Genomic DNA, 21,193 nt, shown 5'->3' with positions numbered 1-21,193 from the left:
GGACGGCCCCCGTGGCACAAGAGCTTTTTGAGTGAGATCGGATCGCTTGCATCCATATGTCCGGCCTGTGAATGCGGTTGTGTTGACCGCTGGCCAAGATGGGTTGCGCGATGCGAGTTCCAAACAACCTAGCGGCCTGTTGGCGGCCAATGGGTCCCACGGATTGTCTCGCATCGTTGCTCGATCGATCGCTCCATCTGCTCTTGCAGCTTCCGGGGCGGTCGGCGGACGAGCCGCCGGCCGGCCAACCTGTTTGACCTGTTTAAGCGGCGACTGCCGCCGTGGCATTGATCCGCGTCGCGTCGTACGCCTCCCCCGTGACCATCAGCTTCCAGGCGATACGGGCCACCTTGTTGGCGAGCGCTACGGCCGCAAGCTTCGGCGGCTTGCGCTGGATCAATGCCAGCAGCCAGCGCGAGTGATGGCCGCGGCCACGCCTGGCCTGCTGGATCACCGCGGTCGCCCCGATCACCAGCAGGCGACGAAGGTCCTCATCGCCGGCCCGGGTGATCTTGCCGAGCCTGGTCTTGCCGGCGGTGGAATGGTCCTTGGGCGTGAGGCCGAGCCAGGCCGCAAAGTGACGACCGGAGCGGAACGCGCGCGGATCTGGTGTCTTCATCACCAGCGCCGTCGCCACGATCGGGCCGACCGAAGGGATCTTTGCCAGCCGGCGGCCCATGGCATCGCCACGGTGCCAGGCCATCAGCTTGGCCTCGATCGCCTCCAGCTCGCCCTCGAGCCTGATGCATTCGCGGCCCAGCACCGTAAACAGCTCGCGCGCCATCGCGGGAAGCGTCTCGTCCTGGGCAATCTGCGCCAACAACGGCTCGATCTTGTCCAACCCCTTGGGCGCAATCAGGCCATACTCCGCCGCATGGCCGCGGATCGTGTTGGTCAACTGGGTGCGCCGGGCGATCAATCCATCGCGGATTCCTGTCAGCATCAATGCAGCCTGCTGCTCGGCGCTCTTTACCGGCACAAACCGCATGCTCGGCCGGCTCATCGCCTCACACAGGCCTTCCGCATCCCGCCAGTCATTCTTGTTCCGCGTCACATAGGGCTTCACCAATTGCGGAGCCATCAGCTTCACCTCATGGCCAAGCTTGCGAAGCTCCCGCGCCCAATATTGCGAAGCCCCGCAGGCCTCCATCCCGATCACGGTCGGCGGCAATTTGGCAAAGAACTCCAGCACCTGCTTGCGCGAAAGTTTCTTGCGCAACACCACCTGCTCCGCCGCATCAACTCCATGCAGCACAAAAATATACTTCGACGTATCCATTCCAATGCGACTAATCTGCTTCACGGACGGCTCCCTTGTCTGAGATTTGCAACAACCTCATTCTGGCACACTGATGCCGTAGGGGCCGTCCACACCATCAACCACAGAGCTTTGTGGTTATGCCAAACTGTGGCTCGAGCTTTCACAACAACGTGCTCCTGTGGTTGGGTCCCGGCTCAAGGCCGGGACGACGTGCCACGTGGATTGCACTTCGTATCGCCCGAGCTACGATGCGTCCCAATCAAGAACGATTGGGAGAACGCGCATGTCATCGCTGTCCGGCAAGCAGGGACCGCGCTACCGGCACGTCGCCGACGAAGCCGAACCTTACGAGACCATTGCGGTCGAGAAACTCACGCCAATCATCGGCGCGGAAATTTCCGGCGTCGATATCGGCAAGCTCGTCTCGGACGACGCGCGCTCCAACCGGCAGATGGACGAAATCCATCGCGCGCTTGCCGAAAACCTCGTCATCTTCTTTCGCGACCAGCATATCACCCCGCAGCAGCATCTCGCTTTCGGGCGCAAGTTCGGTGAACTGCACGTGCATCCGGCGGCGCCCAACGAGGGCGACCCGGCGTTGATGAAGATCTATGCCGATAAGGATCTGCCGCGCGCCAATGGCGAGGGCTGGCACACCGACGTGTCCTGCGACGTCGAGCCGCCGATGGGATCGATCCTCTACATCAAGCAATGCCCGCCACGCGGCGGCGATACGCTGTTTGCCAACATGTACGCCGCCTATGAGGCGCTGTCGGACCGGATGAAGACCTATCTCGACGGGCTCACCGCATTGCACGATGGCGAGCAGGCCTATCGCGGGCTCTACGCCAACTATGGCGTCGCCGACCGGGTGGAATATCCGCGTGCCGAACACCCCGTGGTGCGCACGCATCCCGTCACCGGCAAGAAGGCGCTTTACGTCAATCGCGGCTTCACCCGCCACATCATGGGCATCCCGCGCGACGAGAGCGATGCCATGCTCGCCTATCTCTATCAGCACGCGGAGAACCCGCTGTTCCAATGCCGCTTCCGCTGGACGGAAAACGCCATCGCGTTCTGGGACAACCGCTGCGCCCAGCACCGCGCGATGTGGGACTACTGGCCGCATACGCGGTCAGGCACGCGGGTGACGGTAAAGGGCGAGCGGCCGGTGTAGGTCGGCGCATCGTGCCCCCGGACGCAGTGCATCGCGAAGCGGTGCACTGCAGAGCCGGGGCCCATGCTTTGCAGCCACGATGGGTCCCGGCTCTGCAGCGCGTCACCATAGCGCGTCGAAGACGCGCGTAAACGCGCTGATGGTGCCGCGCCGCGTCCGGGACACGCGAGCAGGACCGACGTTGACGTTATCGGCTACTCGCGCCAATCTTCCGCAAAAGAAGAACAACATCGGGAGGCCCGCTCATGCTCCGCGCCGAAGACAACAAATTCCTCACCGAGAGCGGTGCAGGCACCGGCATGGGCGAGCTGCTGCGCCGCTTCTGGATTCCGGTGCTGCTGTCGGAAGAGTTACCTGAGGCCGATGGTCCGCCGAAGAAGATCGTCGTCATGGGCGAGGAACTGCTCGCCTTCCGCGACACACGTGGCTTGGTCGGCGTCATCGATCAATATTGCCCGCATCGCGGCGCCAATCTCTGGCTTGGCCGCAACGAGGAGTGCGGCATCCGCTGCGTCTATCACGGCTGGAAGTTCGACACCGAGGGCCGCTGCGTCGACATGCCGACCTCCTATCCCGACCTCAATGCCAAGGGCCTGATCCGCATCAAGTCCTATCCGGTGCGCGAGTGGGGCGACATGATCTGGGCCTATATGGGTCCCGCCGATCAGGTGCCCGAGCTGCCCGATCTGGAAATGGCGCTGGTGCCGCCCTCGCATCGCTACGTTTCGAAGAAATGGCAGGACTGCAACTGGGTGCAGGCACTGGAAGGTTCGATCGACACCGCGCATTTCACCTTCGCGCATCTCTCTTTCGAAAAGGAAGAGAACGAGATCCTCGATATCAAGAAGCACTTTGTGAATCCGCTTGTGCGCGTGGCCACCGATCACATGCGCTGGATAGCGGAAGATCCGCGCCCCGTCATCAAGATCAACCCGCATGACGCCGGGCTGACGATCGCCGGCGGGCGTCTCACCGGCAGCGATAACATCTACTGGCGCATCGCCCAGTTCCTGATGCCGGTGCATGCCTATGCGCCGAGCGCGATGCCGGGCGAGAACATCTTTGGTCAGAGCTTCGTGCCGGTGACCGATACCAATTGCTGGATCTACACCTATGCCTGGAATCCGGAACGCCCGATTACGGATGCCGAACGTGAGGCCTACGATCGCGGCAACGGCGTCATTGCGGAAGTCGACGATAATTACGTGCCGCTGCGCAACAAGTCGAACGACTACCTGATCGATCGCAAGCTGCAGAAGACCCAAAGCTACACCGGCATCAAGGGCGTGTCCGAGCAGGACGCCGCCGTGCAGGACAGCCAGGGCCCGATCGCCGACCGCACGCGCGAACATCTCGGCCCGACCGACCTCGGCATCATGCATTTCCGCAAGCTCGTGATGGACGCCGCCCGCGCGCTGCAGAAGGGCGAGGCGCCGCCGCATCTGAAGCATCAGGACCGCTACGCCGTGCGCTCGGGCGCCTGCGTCACCAGCAAAGCCAAGGACCTCGCCGCTGTCATGATCGAGCGGTTCGGCGATGCGGCCGGCTATGTCGGCGGTCCCGGCAGGAACGCGGCGGCGGAGTAGGGACAGGCTCGATCCATCGTCATTGCTGTCGATGTTCAGGGCGTCGCGGCTTGAGCAAATATTACTCGCGCAGATTGTAGCGGTAGGCTTTCGAGACGATCTTCCAGCCGTCGCGCAGCTTCATTGCCACCAGATAATCGGTGAAATAGCGCGGCGGCAATTGGCAGCGCACCTTGACGAAGGCGGTGGATTCGTCCGAGCGGTCTATCGTGACGATGAAATCCTCGCGCGGCTTTCCTTCAGCCTTCGCCGACGGCCGCTTTCGCACGCGATCGAGCCAGTCCGGAACGCTCAGCACCTGCAACTCGCCCTTCTCCAGCCAGCGCAAATCGGCGCTTGCGTCGAAGATCGCGCCGAGCTTGTCGGCATCGCCCTCATAAAGGCCATCGAAATAGTTCTGCACCACGGCTTCGACGGTCGATCGGTCATGACTCACAGCTATTCCTCCCCGACATTTGAAATTTGTTCGGGTTGAATTAAGCCACGAACCGGCGCATTGCGCTATGGTGAGTTCATCACAGGTGCGAGGGATTGCGGGTGGCGGGTTCAGCAAAATCGAATGCTCGCATTCTTGCCGGAGAATGTTTCTGTCGCGCGACGCGCTATGCGGTGGCGGACGAATTCGCATACGCCTTGAATTGCCACTGCCCAGATTGCCGGCGCACCACCGGTTCGGCATTCAAGCCGTTTGCCGGCATCGCACGTGACAAGTTTGATGTCACCAAAGGCAAAGACAACATCATGATCTATGGCGATGCGGCGAACCACAACGCGCATTGCCCCAAATGCGGCTCGTTGCTCTATTCCGTGGTGCGCGACGGCGCCTTCGTCCATGTCGCCATGGGCACGCTGGTTGACGATCCCTCGATCCGTCCAACGGCCCACATCTTCGTCGGCTCCAAGGCGCCCTGGTTTCGATCACGGATGACCTGCCGCAATTTCAGGAGCATGTCGTGCCGCGGTGATCGCGCGGGCGTACACGTTCGCCGCCATATCCGGGCGGAACCCGGCGGAAAGGTGATTGGTGACGGCCGAACCCGCGGGACACTGGCCAGACTAAGGATGGAGGGGTGCGATTCACGTCTGCGTGGTTCGTGACCTAACTCACAAAGCCGGCCTGATCCTTCTGATAGGCAGACCGGTGTGGTAAAAAAGTACGAGGCTCCGGAGGAGTCATGATGTCTGGATCGCTAAAATTGTGCCGATGGGCACTTGCAGCCGCCGCCTTCCTGCTGGTGAGCGAGCCGGCCTTTGCCGAGAAGCGCGTCGCGCTGATCCTCGGCAATTCCGCCTACCAGAATGTCGCACCGCTCACCAACCCGGTTAACGACAGTTCCAAGATCGCGGCGACGCTGAAGGACGCCGGTTTTGACGTCGTCGATTCCGCCGCGACTTGCCGGCAGCCGAGACCCGTCGCGCGCTGCGCGACTTCGCCGATCGCGCGCGCGACGCCGATATTGCCGTGGTCTACTACGCCGGCCACGGGATCGAAGTTGACGGCGCGAATTACCTGATTCCCGTCGATGCGCGGCTGGAACGCGATACCGACATTTATGACGAGGGCCTCTCGCTCGATCGCATCCTGATCGCAATCGAGCCCGCCAAGAAGCTGCGGCTCGTGATTCTCGACGCCTGCCGCGACAATCCGTTTGCCCGCACCATGAAGCGTACCGTCGCGTCGCGCGCGATCGGGCAAGGCCTGGCCAAGGTCGAGCCGACCAGCCCCAACGTCCTGATTGCCTATTCGGCCAAGGCCGGTTCGACGGCGGCCGACGGTGACGGCAAGAACAGCCCGTTCACGTCGGCGCTGTCGAATCATTTGACCAAGCCCGGGCTCGACGTCCGCCGCGCGTTCGGCTTTGTCCGCGACGAGGTGCTCAAAACCACCAATAATCGGCAGGAACCCTTTGTGTATGGTTCGCTGGGCGGTGAAGACGTGCCGCTGGTGCCGGCGCGTCCGGCGCCTGCGGCGGCAGCTCCTGCGCCAGCCCTCAGTGCGCAGGCCGAAGCCCGCCGCGATTACGAACTTGCACTGCAGATCGGCAACAAGAGCGCGCTCAACGCCTTCCTTGGGCAATATCCCGACGGCTTCTATTCGAGCCTTGCAAAACTCCAGCTCGACAAGATCGCGGCCGAGGAGGCGCGCGTCGCGGCGACCGAGAAAGCGCGGCTCGCCGAGCAGGAACGGGCGCGGCTCGCCGCCGAGGGCGCCCAGAAGTCGCAGCAGGCAAAGGCCGAAGCGGAAGCCAAGGCCGCCGAGCAGGCGCGCGTCGCGGCTGAAAAGGCCAAGCAGGTGGCGCAGGAGCAGGCGGCCGCGGCCGAGCAGAAGCGCGTCGCCGCCGAAAGCGCTGCCGCCGACAAGGCGCCCGCCCCGGCGTCCGCTGACAAGGACAAGACCGTGAACGTTGCTGCCCTCACGTCAGGGCCGCCGCAGGCCGACGTCACCAAGTCGGTACAGGCCGAACTGCAACGCGTCGGCTGCCTGACCGGCAACGCCGATGGCAACTGGAATCGCGCCTCGCAGCGGTCGCTGACCCTGTTCAACCGCTACGCCGGAACCAAGCTCGACACCAAGGTCGCCAGCGTCGATACGCTCGATACGATCAAGCTGAAATCGGCGCGCGTGTGCCCGCTGGTCTGCGAGCACGGCTTCAAGGCCGAGGGAGAGCGCTGCACCAAGATCACCTGCGCGGAGGGCTCGTACCTCAACGACGACAACGAATGCGAGAAGCGTAGCGCCAGGAAGCCGGTCGCCAAGCGCGAGAGGCCCGAACCGCGGCAGGCGCTGGAAGCCAGGCCGTATCAGGCGCCGCGGGGCAGGCAGGCCACCGCCGGGCGTTATCAGGGACGGGATCCGAGCATCGGGGCCAGTGGCCGCCCGCTCACCGGCCTCGAGCGCCAGCAGGGCTGCAATAGCTACCAGGCCATCATGTCGGGTGTATGCCCGTAACGGCGGCCGGCATCAGATCAAGTCCACATTGGCGCCGCGACAGCGGGGCCAATGGCGTTTCAGATCACGCTCGCCGCGATATTCACCATCAAGGCCAGCAGCGCGGTGTTGAACACGAACGAAATGATGCCGTGCACGGTCGCGGTGCGGCGGATAATCCTGTCGGTAATGCCGACGTCGGAAACCTGCGCGGTCATGCCGACCACGAACGAGAAGTAGACGAAATCCCAGTAATCCGCATCCTTGTGTGCGTCGCCGCTTGGAAACTGCAGGCCGCCGGGCTTTTTGCCGCGATAGAAATCATGGGCGTAGTGCAGCGCAAAGGCTGTATGCACAAGCGCCCATGACAATGCGATCGTCGCCGTCGCCAGGATGAGCCCGGCCGGATTGCCTTTCGAGGCGCCGAGCTCGAACACGATCGCGCCAAGGCTTGCGAGGGCGCCGAACGCGGTCACTAACAGGATCAGGAAACGTCCGTCATCCTGCAACACCGCGCTGCGCCTTATGTGGTCGACGTCGCAGCGCAGCATCATAATGTAAGCGAGTACGAGATACAGCGCGGCGAAGACATCCCAGCCGACGATGAGACGTGTCGCCAGCCGAAGCGTGTCAGGCACCAGGAAGAATGCGGCCACGCCAACCGCGAGCGCGATGAAGGTCCGCGGCCTTCCGTAGACGACGCGGACCGGCATCGGCAGGTTCTGGAAGCGAACAAGGTGTTTCTCGAATTCCTTGTCCATCCGCTGGCCTTCGATACGCGCTATAGCGTTTTCGAGCGAAGTGGATACCGGTTCGCGTGAAGAAAACGCGTCAAAACATGAATCTAGAGCTTCGGTTCTGATTTCAATCAGAGCCGAAGCTCTAGTTCCTGCGCTCCGCGACAAAGGCGCGGCTGCCCGCAATATGTTGCCCTTCGCGCCGAAGATCGACAGCGCGGAATCGGCGCGCGCCAGGAGATCACGCACGCGCTGCTTGGCGCCGTCGATGCCGAGCTGGGTGACGAAGGTCGTCTTGCCCAGCGCCGCATCCTGGCCGGTCTGCTTGCCGAGCGCTGCGGCGTCGCCCTCGACGTCGAGCAGGTCGTCGGCGATCTGGAACGCCTCGCCGAGCGCGCGGCCGTAATCGTCGAGCGCCTGGTGTTCTTTCGGCGTGGACTGGCCGAGGATCGCGCCGGCGATGCAGCCATAGCGCAACAGCGCGCCGGTCTTCATCTGCTGCAGCCGCGCCACGTCGACCGGTTCGCGGTCGCCGAAGCGGCCTTCGCCGGCGAGGTCGAGGATCTGGCCGCCGACCATGCCGCCGATGCCGGAAGCGCGCGCCAGTGCCCGCGTCAACAGCAGGCGCACATTGGCGTCTTTGTGGATCTCGTCGCGGGTGACGATGTCGAACGCCAGCGTCAACAGCCCGTCGCCGGCCAGGATCGCGGTGGCGTCGTCGGTCTCCTTGTGCAGCGTGGGCCGGCCACGGCGCAGGTCGCTGTTATCCATCGCCGGCAAATCGTCATGAATCAGGGAATAGCAATGGATGCATTCCAGCGCCGCGCCGACCAGCAGCGCGGCCTCGCGCGGGACGCCGAACACCGCCGAGCTTTCAACCACCAGAAAGGGCCGCAGCCTCTTTCCGCCGCCGAGGCTGGAATAGCGCATCGCGTCCATCAGCCGCTTCGGCCGCGCGATCTCGTCGGGCAGCGGCGTATCGGACAACAGCTTCGCCAGCAGCGCTTCGGTGTCCTCCGCGGTCTGGTCCAGTCGTTTGGCGAAATCGGCAGTGGCGGTTGTCATTAAGAATAGCTCCAGATCAATTTGGCCCGGACAATGTTTGATGGCGGGCGCTTCGTCAATTCCATGACGCAGGTCACAAAAGCGCTGGAAAACGCCCGAAATATCATCGAGATGTCACGCGGGTGGGGCCTGTTCAGCGGTCCCGGAGGGCCCGGGCTGAACCGGAAGCGTCCAATTTGCGCATTGTCCGAATCTTAGTGCTGATCCTGCTGGCGGTGCTGTTGCTGCCCTATCTGGTGACGCCGTTCTACCGCACCGGGCATCCGGTCTCGGCCCTGATGGCCTGGCGCTGGCTCAAGGGCGCGCCGGTGTCGCGGCAATGGATCGATTTCAAAGCGATTTCGCCCTACCTGCCGCGCTCGGTGGTCGGCTCCGAAGACGCCAGATTCTGCAGCCATCGCGGGGTCGATTGGGGTGCGCTGCAGGACGCAATCGACGACGCCGAGGACGGCGAACCCACCCGCGGCGGGTCGACAATTACCCAGCAGGTGGCGAAAAACCTGTTCCTGTGGCCGGGCCGCAGCGTGGTCCGCAAGGTGCTGGAACTACCGCTCGCGATGTGGATCGATCTGGTGCTGCCCAAGCAACGGATCCTGGAAATCTATCTCAACATCGCTGAACTCGGCCCGTCCGGGCAGTTCGGGGCGGAAGCCGGTTCCCTCTACGCCTTTGGCCGTTCGGCCTCGACCCTGTCGCCGCGCGAGGCCGCCTTGCTGGCGGCGATCCTGCCCAACCCTGTCAGGCGCAGTGCCCGCAATCCCGGCCCCGGGGTGCGCCGTCTGGCCGCCACCTACATGGCGCGGGCCAATGCCGCGGCGCTACAGCGCTGCTGGAGCGAGAATCGCGCTTTTTGAGCCAATTTTCGGCCGCTTTTACCGCAACCTGCCCTAGCTTTACGCCGGCCCATCCTCTATAAGCGCGGCCTTATCGGCATCGTAGCCCGTGCGCGAAGCGCTGGGCGGTCTGGTTTCGGACGGATGCCTCCGACAACACCCCTAGAGGACCGTTATGGCCGTTCCCAGAAGAAAAACATCGCCCTCGCGGCGTGGCATGCGCCGCTCGGCGGATGCGCTGAAGAAGCCGACCTATGCCGAGGACAAGGATTCGGGCGAGCTGCGCCGTCCGCACCACCTCGACCTGAAGACCGGCATGTACAAAGGCCGGCAGGTGCTCAAGAAGAAGGAATCCTGACCGGATAGGGGACAAGGCGCCGCTTCCAGTGGCGCCTGCCCGAATTTGGCCAACGAGTGGGCCAACGGTTCCACAGGGCGAAGCGATGCTTTGCCCCGGGGACATTTCCGGTTTTCCTAGCAAGGCGCGATACCCATGGTCGGTTTTCCGCTGCTTCTGATTCCGCTCGCGATCTACAACATCATCGTCTTCCTGATGCCGGAGGTATCGTTCACCGATCCGCTGGTGAAGCTGACCTTGATGTCGGGCGCGGAATGGACCGTGACGCTGAGCGACGTGCTGCTCACGCTCGGCATCTTGCTGCTGCTCGCCGAGGTCATCAAAGGCGCGCGGCCCGGCGCGAAATATCTCACCGACCATCTGCTGTCGCTGATCGTGTTCGCGGCGGCGGCGGCCGAATTCCTGCTGTGGCCGAAGTTCGGCACCTCGACCTATTTCCTGATGACGGCGCTGTCGCTGGTGGATTTCATCTCCGGCCTGGCATTGCGGACACGACGCCGTGCCGTCGTCGCAGCGGCGGCGCCTGCGCCTGCGCCTCCAGCAAAAGACGCCGAACCCGAAAAAGTCGAGGCACCGGCCGCCAAGCCCCAACCTGCCCCCGCGCCGGCAACGCCACCTGCGCCTGCCGCGCCATCTGCACCGGCGGCAGCCTCTGTTGCCGAATCCGTGCTGCAGGATCCCCCCGAACCGAAACCGGCCCAGCCTGCCGTCGAACCGAAACCGGCGCAGCCTGCGGTCGCGCCCGAGGCGGCCTCGGTCGTACCCGAGGCGCCCCCGCCGAAAACGCCTTCATCGGAAGTCCCGTCGCCCGAAGTCCCGTCGCCCGGCATACAGCCGGGCTCTCCGCCATCACCGGACAAGCCGGAGACACCTCAGCGCTGATTTAGATGGTCTGCCGTGTCCGGGAGCCGGTGTTGCAGTACCGGATCTGGCTGGCGCCGTAGGCCGTCTGCGCATCCGCCAGCGAGGCCCGCCTCAGGCCGCGTGTTTGCGGTGTCTGATCGGCGGCCGCGATCAACTGCGCGAGGAAGGTCGGATCGGGCCGCGGCATCGCCGCTCGCTGTGACCAGTGTACGGACTGGGCGACCGGCACCAACGCGACGCAGGCCGGCTCGTCGAGGTTGACGAACTCGCCGTCCAAAATTTCGTCTGATCGATCGATATCCAGCATCGCGCACCGCAACCGGCTAAAACTGTCACGTTTCGGGACGAAACGCCCCACTGCGATCTGACCTCGCAAGGCCTATGCCGCTCCCTTCCGCTTCGTTCCCGGCCAATCCGGAAAGTCCGTGAAACATGGTTTCCGGATTATTTATCAACTTTGCCTAGCCTCTCGTCTATCCTTAAGGCCCGAGGAATCACCCGGCGGTGTCCCGAATCGAGGCGATCTGATGCCCCCTGTCCCGGAAGCCTCCAGCATTCTTGCCTCGCTAGGCCAGGCGGCTTTCGTTTGGGACCTGATAGCGGACACCATCGCCTGGAGCGACAATGCCGGCGCGGTTTTCACCGACATTCCGGCGGAAGCGCTGGCGAGTGGCGCCGGGTTCGCCCGGTTGATCGAGCCCTCCCGCTCGATCCGGACGGACGCCCTCACGCGATCGCCTCCGCCGCGGGGCGGCGAAGGCGTCGCCTACCGGATCGAATATGGCGTGCGAGCCTCAAGCTCCGCGCCGGTACTCTGGATCGAGGAAACCGGTTGCTGGTTCGCGGGGCCCGACGGCAAGCCAGTGCGCGCGCAAGGCATTGTCCGCATCAACAATGAGCGCCGTGCCCGCGACGAGCAATTGCTGAAGCTCTCGATGCACGATCCGCTGACCGGTGAACTCAATCGCACGCATCTCATCGCCTCGCTGGCGGAAGCGATCGAGGAAGCCAGGCGTCTCCGAACGACGTGCGCCTTCATGCTGATCGGCATCGATCATTTGGCGCGCGTCAACGACGCTTTCGGCTTCGATGTCGCGGACGCCGTGATTGCGGAAGTCGGAAGGCGCATCCGTGCCAAGCTGCGCGGCGGCGACGTGCTCGGGCGCTTCTCCGGCAACAAGTTCGGGCTGATCTTGAGGAATTGCACCGTCGAAGACGCCAATATCGCGGCCGAGCGCTTCCTGGCAGGGATCCGCGACGAGGTAATCCCGACCAAATCCGGTCCCGTTTCGGTGACGGCCTCGATCGGCGCGATCAGCATCCCTCGTTACGCCCGCAATGCCGATGAGGCCGTCAATCGCGCCCAGGAAACGCTCGATGACGCCAAGCGCCGCCGCGCCGGATCGTTCTCGCTATGGAAGCCGAACCTCGAGCGCGACGCCCAGCGTCGCGTCAACATCCGCGTAACCGACGAGATCGTCACTGCATTGAACGAGCGGCGGATCGTCACCGCCTTTGAGCCCGTGGTCGAAGCGCGCTCGCGGCAGCCGGCGTTCTATGAATGCCTGGTACGGATGGAGCAGGAGGACGGGCAGGCGCTGCTGGCGCCCGATATCGTTCCGGTCGCCGAGCGATTGGGCCTGATCCGGCTGGTCGATCATCGCGTGCTCGAACTCGCGGTCGCCGAACTCGCGGCGTCGCCGAACGTGCGGCTCAGCCTCAACATCTCGCCCGACACCACCATGGACCCGGACTGGTGGACCGGAATCGAATCGCTGATGCAGGCGCATCCCGGCGCCGGTGAGCGGCTGATCGTCGAGATCACCGAGACGGTTGCGATCCAGGATATCGATGATATCAGGGGCTTCATCACACGACTGAAAAGCTTCGGCAGCCAGATCGCAATCGACGATTTCGGCGCCGGCTACACCTCGTTCCGCAACTTGCGCAAGCTCGGCGTCGATATCGTGAAGATCGATGGCGCCTTCGTGCAGAACATCGCCCGCTCCGCCGACGATCGCGCCTTCGTGCATACGCTGATCGATCTGGCCAACCGCCTGCAGATCAAGACGGTAGCCGAATGGGTGCACGACGAGGAAGCCGCCGTGATGCTGCGCGAATGGGGCTGCGACTACATCCAAGGCCGCCTGATCGGACTGGCATCGCCGCAGCGGCCGTGGGCGGTGTCGGCTGAGACGGTGCTGCCGGCGGCGGGTTAGCTCTCTCCGCTGTCGTCCCTGCGAACGCAGGGACCCATACGCCGCGGCCAATCAATCGGGCAGTCGGGTCGACGCCTTCTGCGAACAACTAACGCTGGTGGTTATAGGTCCCTGCGTTCGCAGGGACGACGGTGGAGAGAGAGGTTCGACGAAGAGCTACTCTTCCTTCTTCGGCTCTTTCGACATGCGCTCGAGGCGTTCCTGCATTTCCTTCATCTGGCGGCGAAGATCGTCGATATTGTCTCCGTCGGTCGCCGGCTCCGGCACCTTCTCCGGTTCCGGCGAAGGCGATCCGGCGCGCGGCGGCACAAACGGCTTGAACATCGAGAACGTCTGCTGAAACAATTCCATGTTGCGGCGGACATGTTCCTCGAGCGGCGCGAACGGCGTGCCGCTGAAGGTGTTGGTGAGCTGCTTGCGGAATTTTTCCTGCTCGCGCGTCAGCGTATCGATCGACTGCTCCAGATACTTCGGCACCACCAACTGCATGCTGTCGCCGTAGAAGCGGATCAACTGCCGCAGGAAAGTGGTGGGCAACAGATTCTGTCCCGCTTTGTTTTCCTGTTCGAAGATGATCTGCGCCAGCACCTGGCGGGTAATGTCGTCGCCGGTCTTGGCGTCGTAGACGAGAAAATCCTCGCCTTCCTTCACCATCGCTGCGAGATCCTCGAGCGTCACATAGGTGCTGGTGCCGGTATTATAGAGCCGCCGGTTGGCGTATTTCTTGATGGTCGTAGGTTGGTCTGACTTTGCCATAAGCTCACACATCGACACCGAGAGCAGGGAACCCGGCGGCTTCGCCGACGGGCAGACGAGCAACGCAACGCAGCAAAGTAAGCATTTTCAATGCGGTTCGGCTACCGTTTTGTGCGGCACGGTTAATTCCAAGGCATGGACGCTGCTATGGAAACCCCTGGGGATCAATTTGAATGCGCCGCGGCAGGATTTTGGGCGCCGGCCGATTGACATGGGTCAACGAGGTTAACAACATAAGGTGAGAGACAGGCACGCCACCCCGGCCGCCCGCCGTCCAACAACCTCAAGCCCAAGAAACCCCATAAGGAGATGTCCATGTCAGACGATGTCGTCATCGTCAGCGCCGCCCGCACTCCGGTCGGCAGCTTCAACGGCGCGTTCGCCACCACCCCGGCCCATGACCTCGGCGCCATCGCCATCAAGGCCGCGCTGGAGCGGGCAGGTGTCGAGCCGGGCCAGGTCTCCGAAGTCATCATGGGCCAGATTCTGACTGCGGCGCAGGGCCAGAACCCGGCCCGTCAGGCCTCGATCAACGCGGGCATTCCGGTGGAGAGCCCGGCCTGGGGCGTCAACCAGCTCTGCGGCTCGGGCCTGCGCTCGGTCGCGCTCGGCTACCAGGCGCTGCTGAACGGCGATTCCTCGATCGTGGTCGCGGGCGGCCAGGAATCGATGAGCATGGCCCCGCATGCGCAATATCTGCGTGGTGGCGTGAAGATGGGCGGCCTGGAGCTGGTCGACACCATGATCAAGGACGGCCTGTGGGACGCCTTCAACGGCTATCACATGGGCAACACCGCTGAGAACGTCGCCAAGCAGTGGCAGATCACCCGCGCCCAGCAGGACGAGTTCGCCGTCAACTCACAGCAGAAGGCCGAGGCTGCGCAGAAGGCCGGCAAGTTCAAGGACGAGATCACCGCCGTCACCATCAAGACCCGCAAGGGCGATGTGGTGGTCGACACCGACGAATATCCCCGTCACGGCGCGACGCTGGAGTCGATGGCCAAGCTGAAGCCGGCCTTCGAGAAGGACGGCACCGTTACCGCCGGCAGCGCCTCTGGCATCAACGACGGCGCGGCCGCCGTCGTGCTGATGACCGCCAAGGAAGCAGCCAGGCAGGGCAAGAAGCCGATCGCCCGCATCGTCTCCTGGGGCCAGGCCGGCGTCGATCCCAAGATCATGGGCACCGGCCCGATCCCCGCCTCGCGCACTGCGCTGAAGAAGGCCGGCTGGAACGTCGGCGACCTCGACCTGATCGAGGCCAACGAGGCGTTCGCGGCGCAGGCCTGTGCGGTGAACAAGGATCTCGGCTGGGACACCAGCAAGGTAAACGTCAATGGCGGCGCGATCGCGATCGGCCACCCGATCGGAGCGTCGGGCGCGCGCGTGCTGGTGACGCTCTTGCACGAGATGCAGAAGCGCGATGCCAAGAAGGGCCTCGCCACGCTGTGCATCGGCGGCGGCATGGGCATTGCGATGTGCGTCGCACGCGACTGAACTAAAGGCAGAGTGATCGGTTGAATGATGAAAAGATCATCTCGCAACCGCGGCTCGAATTGGTAAAGATGAAATGCCCGGTCTCGCGCCGGGCATTTTCGTCTTATGCGAGGTTTTTTTCAACAACGCTTCAAACCAAAGGCTGAGCTTCGTCAAAAGACCGGGACAATTCCGGCATAGAAAGAAGACCACCAAGGAGGACTACGACATGGCACGTGTTGCATTGGTTACGGGGGGGACGCGAGGTATCGGCGCGGCGATCAGCAAGGCGCTGAAAGCTGCGGGCTACAAGGTCGCGGCGAGTTACGCCGGCAATGATGCCGCCGCCGAAAAATTCAAATCCGAAACCGGCATCCCGGTCTACAAATGGGACGTCTCTTCGTTCGACGCCTGTGCCGACGGCATCAAGAAGGTCGAGGCCGACCTCGGGCCGATCGACGTGCTGGTCAACAATGCCGGCATCACCAAGGACGGCGCCTTCCACAAGATGACGCTCGATCAGTGGAACGCGGTGATCAACACCAATCTCGGTTCGCTGTTCAACATGACGCGCCCGGTGATCGAGGGCATGCGCGCCCGCAAATTCGGCCGCATCATCAACATCTCCTCGATCAACGGCCAGAAGGGACAGTTCGGCCAAGTCAACTATTCCGCCGCCAAGGCCGGCGACATCGGCTTTACCAAGGCGCTCGCTCTGGAGAATGCCAAGGCCGGCGTGACCGTGAACGCGATCTGCCCCGGCTACATCAACACCGAGATGGTGCAGGCGGTGCCGAAGGACGTGCTTGAGAAAAGCATTCTGCCGCTGATCCCGATCAATCGTCTCGGCGAGCCCGAAGAGATTGCCCGCGCGGTGGTATTCCTGGCTGCCGACGAGGCCAGCGGCATCACCGGCTCGACCATGACGATCAACGGCGGCCAGTACTTGGTGTGATGATCGTCGCGTCATCGCGCGTAGCCGTTGCGTGCAGGAGCGACCAGTAAAAAGTCGTCATGCCCGGGCTTGTCCCGGGCATCCACGTCTTTAAAACCGTCGGACGACGAAGACGTGGATGGCCGGGACAAGCCCGGCCATGACGGAAAGTACCTGCATAAATGACCGCCCGCACCGCCACGCTGATCGGACTGACCGCGATCCTGATGTGGTCGCTGCTGTCGGTGTTGACGGTTGCGACCGGAAAAATTCCGGCGTTCCAGCTCGCTGCCATGACGTTTGCGATCGGCGCTTTGGTCGCTTTCGCAAGTTTCCTGTTCCGGCCCGCCGCCTTTGGCGCCTTGAAGCAGCCAGCGGTCGCCTGGGTCGTCGGCGTCGGCGGATTGTTCGGTTATCACGCGCTGTATTTCCTCGCGTTGCGGTTTGCGCCGCCGGCCGAGGCTGGCCTGCTGAATTATCTCTGGCCGCTGCTGATTGTGCTGTTCTCGTCGCTGCTGCCGGGCGAGCGGCTGGCGCCACATCACATTATCGGTGCGTTGCTCGGGCTTGCCGGCACGGTGCTGCTGTTCGCCGGCAATGGCGCCAGCTTTGCGCCAGGCCAGATCCCGGGGCTGGCTGCGGCCTTCGTCGCCGCCTTTGTATGGGCGGCTTATTCGGTGATGTCGCGCAAGCTCAAGGCGGTGCCGACCGATGCGGTGGCCGGCTTCTGCCTCGCCACCGCGCTGCTGGCCGCGTTCGTCCATGCCATGGTGGAGAAGACGGTCTGGCCGGAAACGATCGGGCAATGGCTCGCCGTCATCGCGCTCGGCGTCGGCCCTGTCGGGGCTGCGTTCTTCGTCTGGGATATCGGCATGAAGCGCGGCGATATCCGCGTGCTCGGAGCGGCATCCTACGCGACGCCGCTACTATCGACCTTGTTTCTGATCCTCGCCGGCTTTGCGCAAGCCACCGCCACGATCGCCGTCGCCGCAATCCTGATTGCGGGCGGCGGGCTGATCGCGGCGAAGGATATGGTGTGGCGGAAATCTTAAGCCGCTGGCTTCCAGCCCGGCGGCTTGTACATCGCCTCCGGAATCTGCCCGAGCTCGGAGCGTTGCAGCTTCTCCGGCGTCAGCCCGTAGAACTGCTGGAAGCTCATGATCAGCGGCCGCCATTTGTCGGGATCGATGCGGTTCGCTTCGCCTTCCAACATGATGCCGGGATGCGCATGCACCCGGGTGACGCGCACCTCGATCGCGGCAAGGTTGCCGCGCCAGACCGCATCCTCCTCGGCCATCTCATGGACGCGTGCGACCTTGGCTTCGATCTGCACCGGGCACTCCGGCGCGCGGGGCGCCGCAACGGTTTCGCCCGGCATCGCGGTCAGGCCGCACAGGCCAAACTTGTCGCGCGCGTGCCGATAGCCGCGGATACGCTTGCCCGCCGGCACCGGATCCGAGCCGGTCGTGCGAGCCAGACGGTCGACCGCGCCGACTAGCGCGGCCGACGGCAGATTGAGCACGCACTCGCCTGTTCGGATCATGTTCTCGGTGGTCTTTGAGTTGGCCGCCAACCCCAGCATGCAGCGCCAACCAACCCACCATGCCGACGACATCGGCGCGAGGTTGAATGAACCGTCCTCATTGGTAGAGCCGATCAGGACCACCGGCGTGCCGAAATAGAGAATGGCCGGTTCGATCTGATGTGAAACGCTGAATGTCCCGTGCATTTTTCCGCTCCTCGTGTTGTGGAGCGGAAACTATGTTCAAGAGCGCATCAAACCCACCCGATTCCAGATCGCGATTTTTTAGCGCGGCAGGAACGAATGAGAATTAGCTCGGCAGCCAGCCCTTCGGTGCCAGCTCGAATTTCGCAAACTCAAACCCAGGCGCCACCGTGCAGCCGACCAGCGTCCAACTGCCGGTGCTCTCGGCTGCCTGCCAAGCGTGCGGCGGGACGATCGCCTGCGGCTCTTCGCCAGCGGCAAGATCGGGGCCGAGCCTGATGCTGCGCCGGCCGCTGTCATCGGCGATCTGCAGTGTCAACGCCGCGCCCGCGTAATAATGCCAGATCTCGACGGCATCGATGCGATGCCAATGCGAGCGCTCGCCGCGCGCCAGCAAGAAATAGATCGCGGTCGATCGCGAACGCCCGGCGGCGTCCACGCTTTCATCGCGAAACGTCTCGCGATAATGCCCGCCTTCGGGATGCGGCTTCAGGTCGAGCCGCGCGATGATCTCGGCGGCTTGTGTTGGCAGCGCCATCAGGACTTGTTCTTGCGCTCGCGCAGCTCGCCGAACACTTTGTCGGCGCTCGCGCCCTTCATGTGCAACGCGGCCGCGATCGACGGCTCGTCGGCGCGCAGGAAAACGTTGGCTTTTTTCTCCTCGCCCAACAGCACCGGTATCGTCGGCTTGCCCTCTGCACGCAGCCGCGTCACTTCCTCGGCGCGCGCCTTGAGTGCGGGGTTGTCGCCGTCGACGTTGAGCGCGAACTTGACGTTGGACGCGGTATATTCATGGCCGCAATAGAGCTTGAAATCATCCGGCAGCGCACGGAGCTTCAACAGGGAATCCCACATCATCGGATAATTGCCCTCGAATACCCGGCCGCAGCCGATCGAGAACAGCGTGTCGGCGGCAAACACCGCCTTCTCGTTGTCGAATACGTAGGAGATATGATCGAGCGTGTGCCCCGGTGTTTCCAGCACCCGGGCCAGCAGGCTACCCACCTTGACTACATCGCCATGGGCAGCGCGCAGGTCGACATTGGCGATCTTGGTGGACTTGTCGTGCGGTGCAACGACGCGGCAGTTGTATTTCTGCTTCAACTCGGCAATGCCGCCGACATGGTCGTGATGGTGGTGGGTGACGAGAATATCCGTCAGCGTCCAGCCTTCGCGCTCCAGCGCCCTGATGATCGGGGCGGCTTCGGGCGCGTCGATCGATGCCGTCGCCTTGGTCGCGGGATCGTGGATCAAATAGCCGAAATTGTCGTTGAGGCAGGTGAAGGTACGAATTTCCGCGGCCATGACAGCTCCGTGGTTAAGGCTTTCAGCCCCATTAATCCGCAAGAAATATGGCGTTAACGCTTGCGCGGCAATGCCATTTTCGGCGCGCCGCAATGAAACACGGTATGGTAGATTGTGCCCATGACCATCGACGTCATCGATCTCCGGGATTTCTATTCGCAGCGCCTCGGCATCGTGGCGCGGCAGTTGATCAACCGCGGCATTCGGGCGCGCTGGCCCGATGCGGCGGCGCAGCGCGTGCTCGGGCTCGGCTATCCGACGCCCTATCTCGGGCTGTTTCGCGAGGATCTGGAGCGCTGCATCGCTTTCATGCCAGCGGCGCAGGGCGTCCTGAAATGGCCGACGGGGCGGCCGGCGCTGGCATCTCTGATCGATGAATTCTCGATGCCGCTACCGGACGCCGCGGTGGATCGGATCCTGCTGGTTCACGCGCTGGAGATGTCTGACGATCCGGAGCGCCTGCTGCGCGAAGTGTGGCGGGTGCTGGCGCCGTCCGGCCGGCTGATCGCGGTGATCCCGAACCGGCGGGGCGTGTGGACGCGCTCCGACAATACGCCGTTCGGTCATGGCCGGCCCTATTCGCGCGCGCAGATCACGCAATTGCTGCGACAGACCTGGTTCACGCCGGCGGCGTGGGGCGAGGCGCTGTTTCTGCCGCCGGTCGGCAATAGCTGGTTTCTGCGCTCGGCGATGGCGTGGGAGCGTGTCGGCGCCGCGCTGTCGCTGCCGTTCGCCGGCGTCCATATCGTGGAAGCGACCAAACAGGTCTATCGCGCGATCCCCGCGGGCCGCGAACGTACGCGGCTGATTCCGTCGCTTGAGCCAGCGCTGGTGCCGTCATCGACGGCGACAAGGGACAAGGCGTAGTCCATCCGCTCGTCGTCCGCAGGGCCCCATAACCACCGCCGGCATTTGTTTAAAAATATCGTCCACCCGCGTGCCTCAAACGAAGGCCGCGGCGCCGCGATGAGCGCAATTGCGCTCACGCTCGGGGTCCCTGCGTTCGCAGGGACGACGATAGTGGTGAACTACCTATTCATTCCCCGGATTGAAATCTTCGCTTGGCGCGGCAGGCGCGGCCATGCTGTCGGGGCGCGGGCCGTGCGGCCGGCGACGCCGGCGCGGGAAACGCTCGCCGCGGCCCTCTTCATATCCGCCGGGCGCGCCGTTCACCTGCGGCTGCGGGCCGGTGATGAAGGAGGGCAGGCGATCGACGCCACCGGTATCGGCAATCACCGGCTGCGGCTGGGCTTGCGGCTGATACTGCGGCTGCGGACGGTGCTCGCGTTCGCGATGGTGTTCGCGCGGCTGTTGGTCGCGCTGATAGGGCTGGTTGTCGCCGCGCTGTTCGCGTTCGCGCGGATTGTTGTCGCGGATATACGGCTGTGGCTGCTGCGGGACGAAGCCCGGCTCCTGGCCGAAATGCGAAAAACTCTCGCCGTCGTCGTCACCGTCTTCCGTCGGCTGCGCTTCGGTGTCGATGCGCGGCTGCGGCTGGTTCTGCCGGAACTGCTCCTGCGCAGCGGCGATCAGGCGGAAATAATGCTCGGCGTGCTGGTAGTAATTCTCGGCCGCGACGGGGTCGCCGGAAGAGCGCGCGTCGCGCGCTAGCTGAACGTATTTTTCTGCAACGTGCGAAGCGGTGCCGCGGATCTTGATGTCAGGCCCGTTGGATTCGAATACCCGGGTCATCGGGTTCTGACCGCGCCGGCCATCGTTCCGGTTACTGCCCTGGTTCCGGTTACGCATCCGCTTGTTGTTTTGACCGTTTCTCATGTCTCGCCTTTATTCCAGCCCTGATGTTTTGCAGTTGCCGTCGTAGCCTGATCCGATCGGGCGCGCCCTCAGGCGCACCGAATCACGATGCCGTTCAAATTCATGTCGTCGATTTCGCCAACCCTCGCGTTCAGCAAAGACGCGTTCCCCAATCGGCGGCGTACATTTGCCCGCCGGATCAATCATTCAGCCTG

19 protein-coding genes and 3 pseudogenes are annotated in these 21,193 nt (G+C 63.5%); 12 read left to right on the top strand and 10 right to left on the bottom strand.

Annotated elements, in window-relative coordinates; translation table 11 throughout:
* Window positions 1–262: 262 nt before the first annotated feature.
* Window positions 263–1,303: an IS110 family transposase gene (locus ACFXS9_RS32825; protein WP_392696341.1), complete on the bottom strand. Its 1,041-nt coding sequence runs from the start codon at window positions 1,301–1,303 to the stop codon at window positions 263–265.
* 241 nt (window positions 1,304–1,544) lie between these two features.
* Here ACFXS9_RS32825 and ACFXS9_RS32820 point away from each other — a divergent pair, with 241 nt between their 5' ends.
* Window positions 1,545–2,438, top strand: coding sequence for a TauD/TfdA dioxygenase family protein (locus tag ACFXS9_RS32820; protein ID WP_392696338.1), 894 nt, complete (start codon window positions 1,545–1,547; stop codon window positions 2,436–2,438).
* Between the two features lie 245 nt (window positions 2,439–2,683).
* A complete protein-coding gene (locus ACFXS9_RS32815; RefSeq protein ID WP_392696335.1) occupies window positions 2,684–4,024 on the top strand; it encodes a Rieske 2Fe-2S domain-containing protein in 1,341 nt (446 codons plus the stop codon).
* A 61-nt stretch (window positions 4,025–4,085) separates the two neighbouring features.
* Here the strand turns inward: ACFXS9_RS32815 and ACFXS9_RS32810 are convergent, their stop codons facing one another.
* On the bottom strand, window positions 4,086–4,460 hold the full coding sequence (locus ACFXS9_RS32810) for a nuclear transport factor 2 family protein (protein ID WP_392696333.1): 375 nt from the start codon (window positions 4,458–4,460) through the stop codon (window positions 4,086–4,088).
* A 101-nt stretch (window positions 4,461–4,561) separates the two neighbouring features.
* Here ACFXS9_RS32810 and ACFXS9_RS32805 point away from each other — a divergent pair.
* Window positions 4,562–4,989 (top strand): annotated as a pseudogene (locus ACFXS9_RS32805) (GFA family protein).
* Window positions 4,990–5,202: 213 nt separating this feature from the next.
* A pseudogene (locus ACFXS9_RS32800) lies at window positions 5,203–6,974 on the top strand (caspase domain-containing protein).
* A gap of 59 nt (window positions 6,975–7,033) precedes the next feature.
* On the opposite strand, the gene ACFXS9_RS32795 reads toward ACFXS9_RS32800, so the two are convergent.
* Complete coding sequence (locus tag ACFXS9_RS32795; RefSeq protein ID WP_392696330.1) at window positions 7,034–7,714, bottom strand: DUF1345 domain-containing protein; 681 nt, start codon at window positions 7,712–7,714, stop codon at window positions 7,034–7,036.
* Window positions 7,715–7,835: 121 nt separating this feature from the next.
* Window positions 7,836–8,755: pseudogene (locus ACFXS9_RS32790) on the bottom strand (polyprenyl synthetase family protein).
* Window positions 8,756–8,931: 176 nt separating this feature from the next.
* On the opposite strand from ACFXS9_RS32790, the gene mtgA reads away from it, so the two are divergent.
* The 3 genes from mtgA (at window position 8,932) to ACFXS9_RS32775 (ending at window position 10,828) form a co-directional block, all read left to right on the top strand.
* Window positions 8,932–9,609 (top strand): monofunctional biosynthetic peptidoglycan transglycosylase, encoded by a 678-nt coding sequence (mtgA, locus tag ACFXS9_RS32785; RefSeq protein WP_392696328.1) that lies wholly within the window; start codon window positions 8,932–8,934, stop codon window positions 9,607–9,609.
* A 154-nt stretch (window positions 9,610–9,763) separates the two neighbouring features.
* On the top strand, window positions 9,764–9,946 hold the full coding sequence (gene rpmF / locus ACFXS9_RS32780) for a 50S ribosomal protein L32 (protein ID WP_028347701.1): 183 nt from the start codon (window positions 9,764–9,766) through the stop codon (window positions 9,944–9,946).
* A gap of 135 nt (window positions 9,947–10,081) precedes the next feature.
* Entirely contained in the window at window positions 10,082–10,828 is a 747-nt protein-coding gene (locus ACFXS9_RS32775) for a hypothetical protein (RefSeq protein ID WP_392696325.1), read from the top strand.
* Between the two features lies 1 nt (window position 10,829).
* Here the strand turns inward: ACFXS9_RS32775 and ACFXS9_RS32770 are convergent, their stop codons facing one another.
* Window positions 10,830–11,117, bottom strand: coding sequence for a hypothetical protein (locus tag ACFXS9_RS32770; protein WP_392696322.1), 288 nt, complete (start codon window positions 11,115–11,117; stop codon window positions 10,830–10,832).
* Window positions 11,118–11,337: 220 nt separating this feature from the next.
* Between ACFXS9_RS32770 and ACFXS9_RS32765 the strand changes: the two genes are divergently transcribed.
* Complete coding sequence (locus ACFXS9_RS32765; protein ID WP_392696319.1) at window positions 11,338–13,029, top strand: putative bifunctional diguanylate cyclase/phosphodiesterase; 1,692 nt, start codon at window positions 11,338–11,340, stop codon at window positions 13,027–13,029.
* A 156-nt stretch (window positions 13,030–13,185) separates the two neighbouring features.
* Here the strand turns inward: ACFXS9_RS32765 and phaR are convergent, their stop codons facing one another.
* On the bottom strand, window positions 13,186–13,785 hold the full coding sequence (phaR, locus tag ACFXS9_RS32760; protein ID WP_392696316.1) for a polyhydroxyalkanoate synthesis repressor PhaR: 600 nt from the start codon (window positions 13,783–13,785) through the stop codon (window positions 13,186–13,188).
* A gap of 315 nt (window positions 13,786–14,100) precedes the next feature.
* On the opposite strand from phaR, the gene ACFXS9_RS32755 reads away from it, so the two are divergent.
* The 3 genes from ACFXS9_RS32755 (at window position 14,101) to ACFXS9_RS32745 (ending at window position 17,244) form a co-directional block, all read left to right on the top strand.
* The gene (locus ACFXS9_RS32755; RefSeq protein WP_392696313.1) at window positions 14,101–15,279 is read left to right on the top strand and encodes an acetyl-CoA C-acetyltransferase; all 1,179 of its coding nucleotides are present in this window, start codon (window positions 14,101–14,103) and stop codon (window positions 15,277–15,279) included.
* A gap of 208 nt (window positions 15,280–15,487) precedes the next feature.
* A complete protein-coding gene (gene phbB / locus ACFXS9_RS32750) occupies window positions 15,488–16,213 on the top strand; it encodes an acetoacetyl-CoA reductase (RefSeq protein ID WP_392696310.1) in 726 nt (241 codons plus the stop codon).
* A 161-nt stretch (window positions 16,214–16,374) separates the two neighbouring features.
* Entirely contained in the window at window positions 16,375–17,244 is an 870-nt protein-coding gene (locus tag ACFXS9_RS32745) for a DMT family transporter (protein ID WP_392696307.1), read from the top strand.
* On the opposite strand, the gene ACFXS9_RS32740 is transcribed toward ACFXS9_RS32745, so the two are convergent.
* The 3 genes from ACFXS9_RS32740 to gloB form a co-directional block, all read right to left on the bottom strand.
* On the bottom strand, window positions 17,241–17,921 hold the full coding sequence (locus ACFXS9_RS32740) for a flavin reductase family protein (protein WP_392696305.1): 681 nt from the start codon (window positions 17,919–17,921) through the stop codon (window positions 17,241–17,243). The two genes, ACFXS9_RS32745 and ACFXS9_RS32740, sit on opposite strands and share 4 nt — an antisense overlap.
* Window positions 17,922–18,024: 103 nt before the next feature.
* Window positions 18,025–18,450 (bottom strand): cupin domain-containing protein, encoded by a 426-nt coding sequence (locus tag ACFXS9_RS32735; protein WP_392700144.1) that lies wholly within the window; start codon window positions 18,448–18,450, stop codon window positions 18,025–18,027.
* 5 nt (window positions 18,451–18,455) lie between these two features.
* Window positions 18,456–19,223, bottom strand: coding sequence for a hydroxyacylglutathione hydrolase (gene gloB / locus ACFXS9_RS32730; protein WP_392696303.1), 768 nt, complete (start codon window positions 19,221–19,223; stop codon window positions 18,456–18,458).
* Between the two features lie 120 nt (window positions 19,224–19,343).
* Between gloB and ACFXS9_RS32725 the strand changes: the two genes are divergently transcribed.
* Complete coding sequence (locus tag ACFXS9_RS32725; protein WP_392696300.1) at window positions 19,344–20,090, top strand: methyltransferase domain-containing protein; 747 nt, start codon at window positions 19,344–19,346, stop codon at window positions 20,088–20,090.
* Window positions 20,091–20,255: 165 nt separating this feature from the next.
* On the opposite strand, the gene ACFXS9_RS32720 is transcribed toward ACFXS9_RS32725, so the two are convergent.
* Window positions 20,256–20,999 carry a DUF4167 domain-containing protein gene (locus tag ACFXS9_RS32720; RefSeq protein WP_392696298.1) on the bottom strand — a complete coding sequence of 248 codons (744 nt, stop codon included), beginning with the start codon at window positions 20,997–20,999 and terminating at the stop codon, window positions 20,256–20,258.
* Window positions 21,000–21,193 lie beyond the last annotated feature (194 nt).

Origin of the sequence: Bradyrhizobium sp. RDI18, from assembly GCF_043203335.1 — a bacterium.
Lineage (GTDB): Bacteria > Pseudomonadota > Alphaproteobacteria > Rhizobiales > Xanthobacteraceae > Bradyrhizobium > Bradyrhizobium retamae.
Note: the sequence above shows the minus strand (reverse complement) of the source record. Positions and strands in the feature narration are given on the sequence as shown.

Excerpts from the sequence above, each read along its gene's own strand:
- ACFXS9_RS32720 (WP_392696298.1), bottom strand. The coding sequence starts at position 20,999 with ATGAGAAACGGTCAAAACAACAAGCGGATGCGTAACCGGAACCAGGGC.
- ACFXS9_RS32765 (WP_392696319.1), top strand. The coding sequence starts at position 11,338 with ATGCCCCCTGTCCCGGAAGCCTCCAGCATTCTTGCCTCGCTAGGCCAG.
- ACFXS9_RS32775 (WP_392696325.1), top strand. The coding sequence starts at position 10,082 with ATGGTCGGTTTTCCGCTGCTTCTGATTCCGCTCGCGATCTACAACATC.
- ACFXS9_RS32815 (WP_392696335.1), top strand. The coding sequence starts at position 2,684 with ATGCTCCGCGCCGAAGACAACAAATTCCTCACCGAGAGCGGTGCAGGC.
- ACFXS9_RS32740 (WP_392696305.1), bottom strand. The coding sequence starts at position 17,921 with ATGCACGGGACATTCAGCGTTTCACATCAGATCGAACCGGCCATTCTC.
- ACFXS9_RS32770 (WP_392696322.1), bottom strand. The coding sequence starts at position 11,117 with ATGCTGGATATCGATCGATCAGACGAAATTTTGGACGGCGAGTTCGTC.
- ACFXS9_RS32795 (WP_392696330.1), bottom strand. The coding sequence starts at position 7,714 with ATGGACAAGGAATTCGAGAAACACCTTGTTCGCTTCCAGAACCTGCCG.
- phaR (WP_392696316.1), bottom strand. The coding sequence starts at position 13,785 with ATGGCAAAGTCAGACCAACCTACGACCATCAAGAAATACGCCAACCGG.
- gloB (WP_392696303.1), bottom strand. The coding sequence starts at position 19,223 with ATGGCCGCGGAAATTCGTACCTTCACCTGCCTCAACGACAATTTCGGC.
- ACFXS9_RS32745 (WP_392696307.1), top strand. The coding sequence starts at position 16,375 with ATGACCGCCCGCACCGCCACGCTGATCGGACTGACCGCGATCCTGATG.
- phbB (WP_392696310.1), top strand. The coding sequence starts at position 15,488 with ATGGCACGTGTTGCATTGGTTACGGGGGGGACGCGAGGTATCGGCGCG.
- ACFXS9_RS32820 (WP_392696338.1), top strand. The coding sequence starts at position 1,545 with ATGTCATCGCTGTCCGGCAAGCAGGGACCGCGCTACCGGCACGTCGCC.
- ACFXS9_RS32755 (WP_392696313.1), top strand. The coding sequence starts at position 14,101 with ATGTCAGACGATGTCGTCATCGTCAGCGCCGCCCGCACTCCGGTCGGC.
- rpmF (WP_028347701.1), top strand. The coding sequence starts at position 9,764 with ATGGCCGTTCCCAGAAGAAAAACATCGCCCTCGCGGCGTGGCATGCGC.
- ACFXS9_RS32725 (WP_392696300.1), top strand. The coding sequence starts at position 19,344 with ATGACCATCGACGTCATCGATCTCCGGGATTTCTATTCGCAGCGCCTC.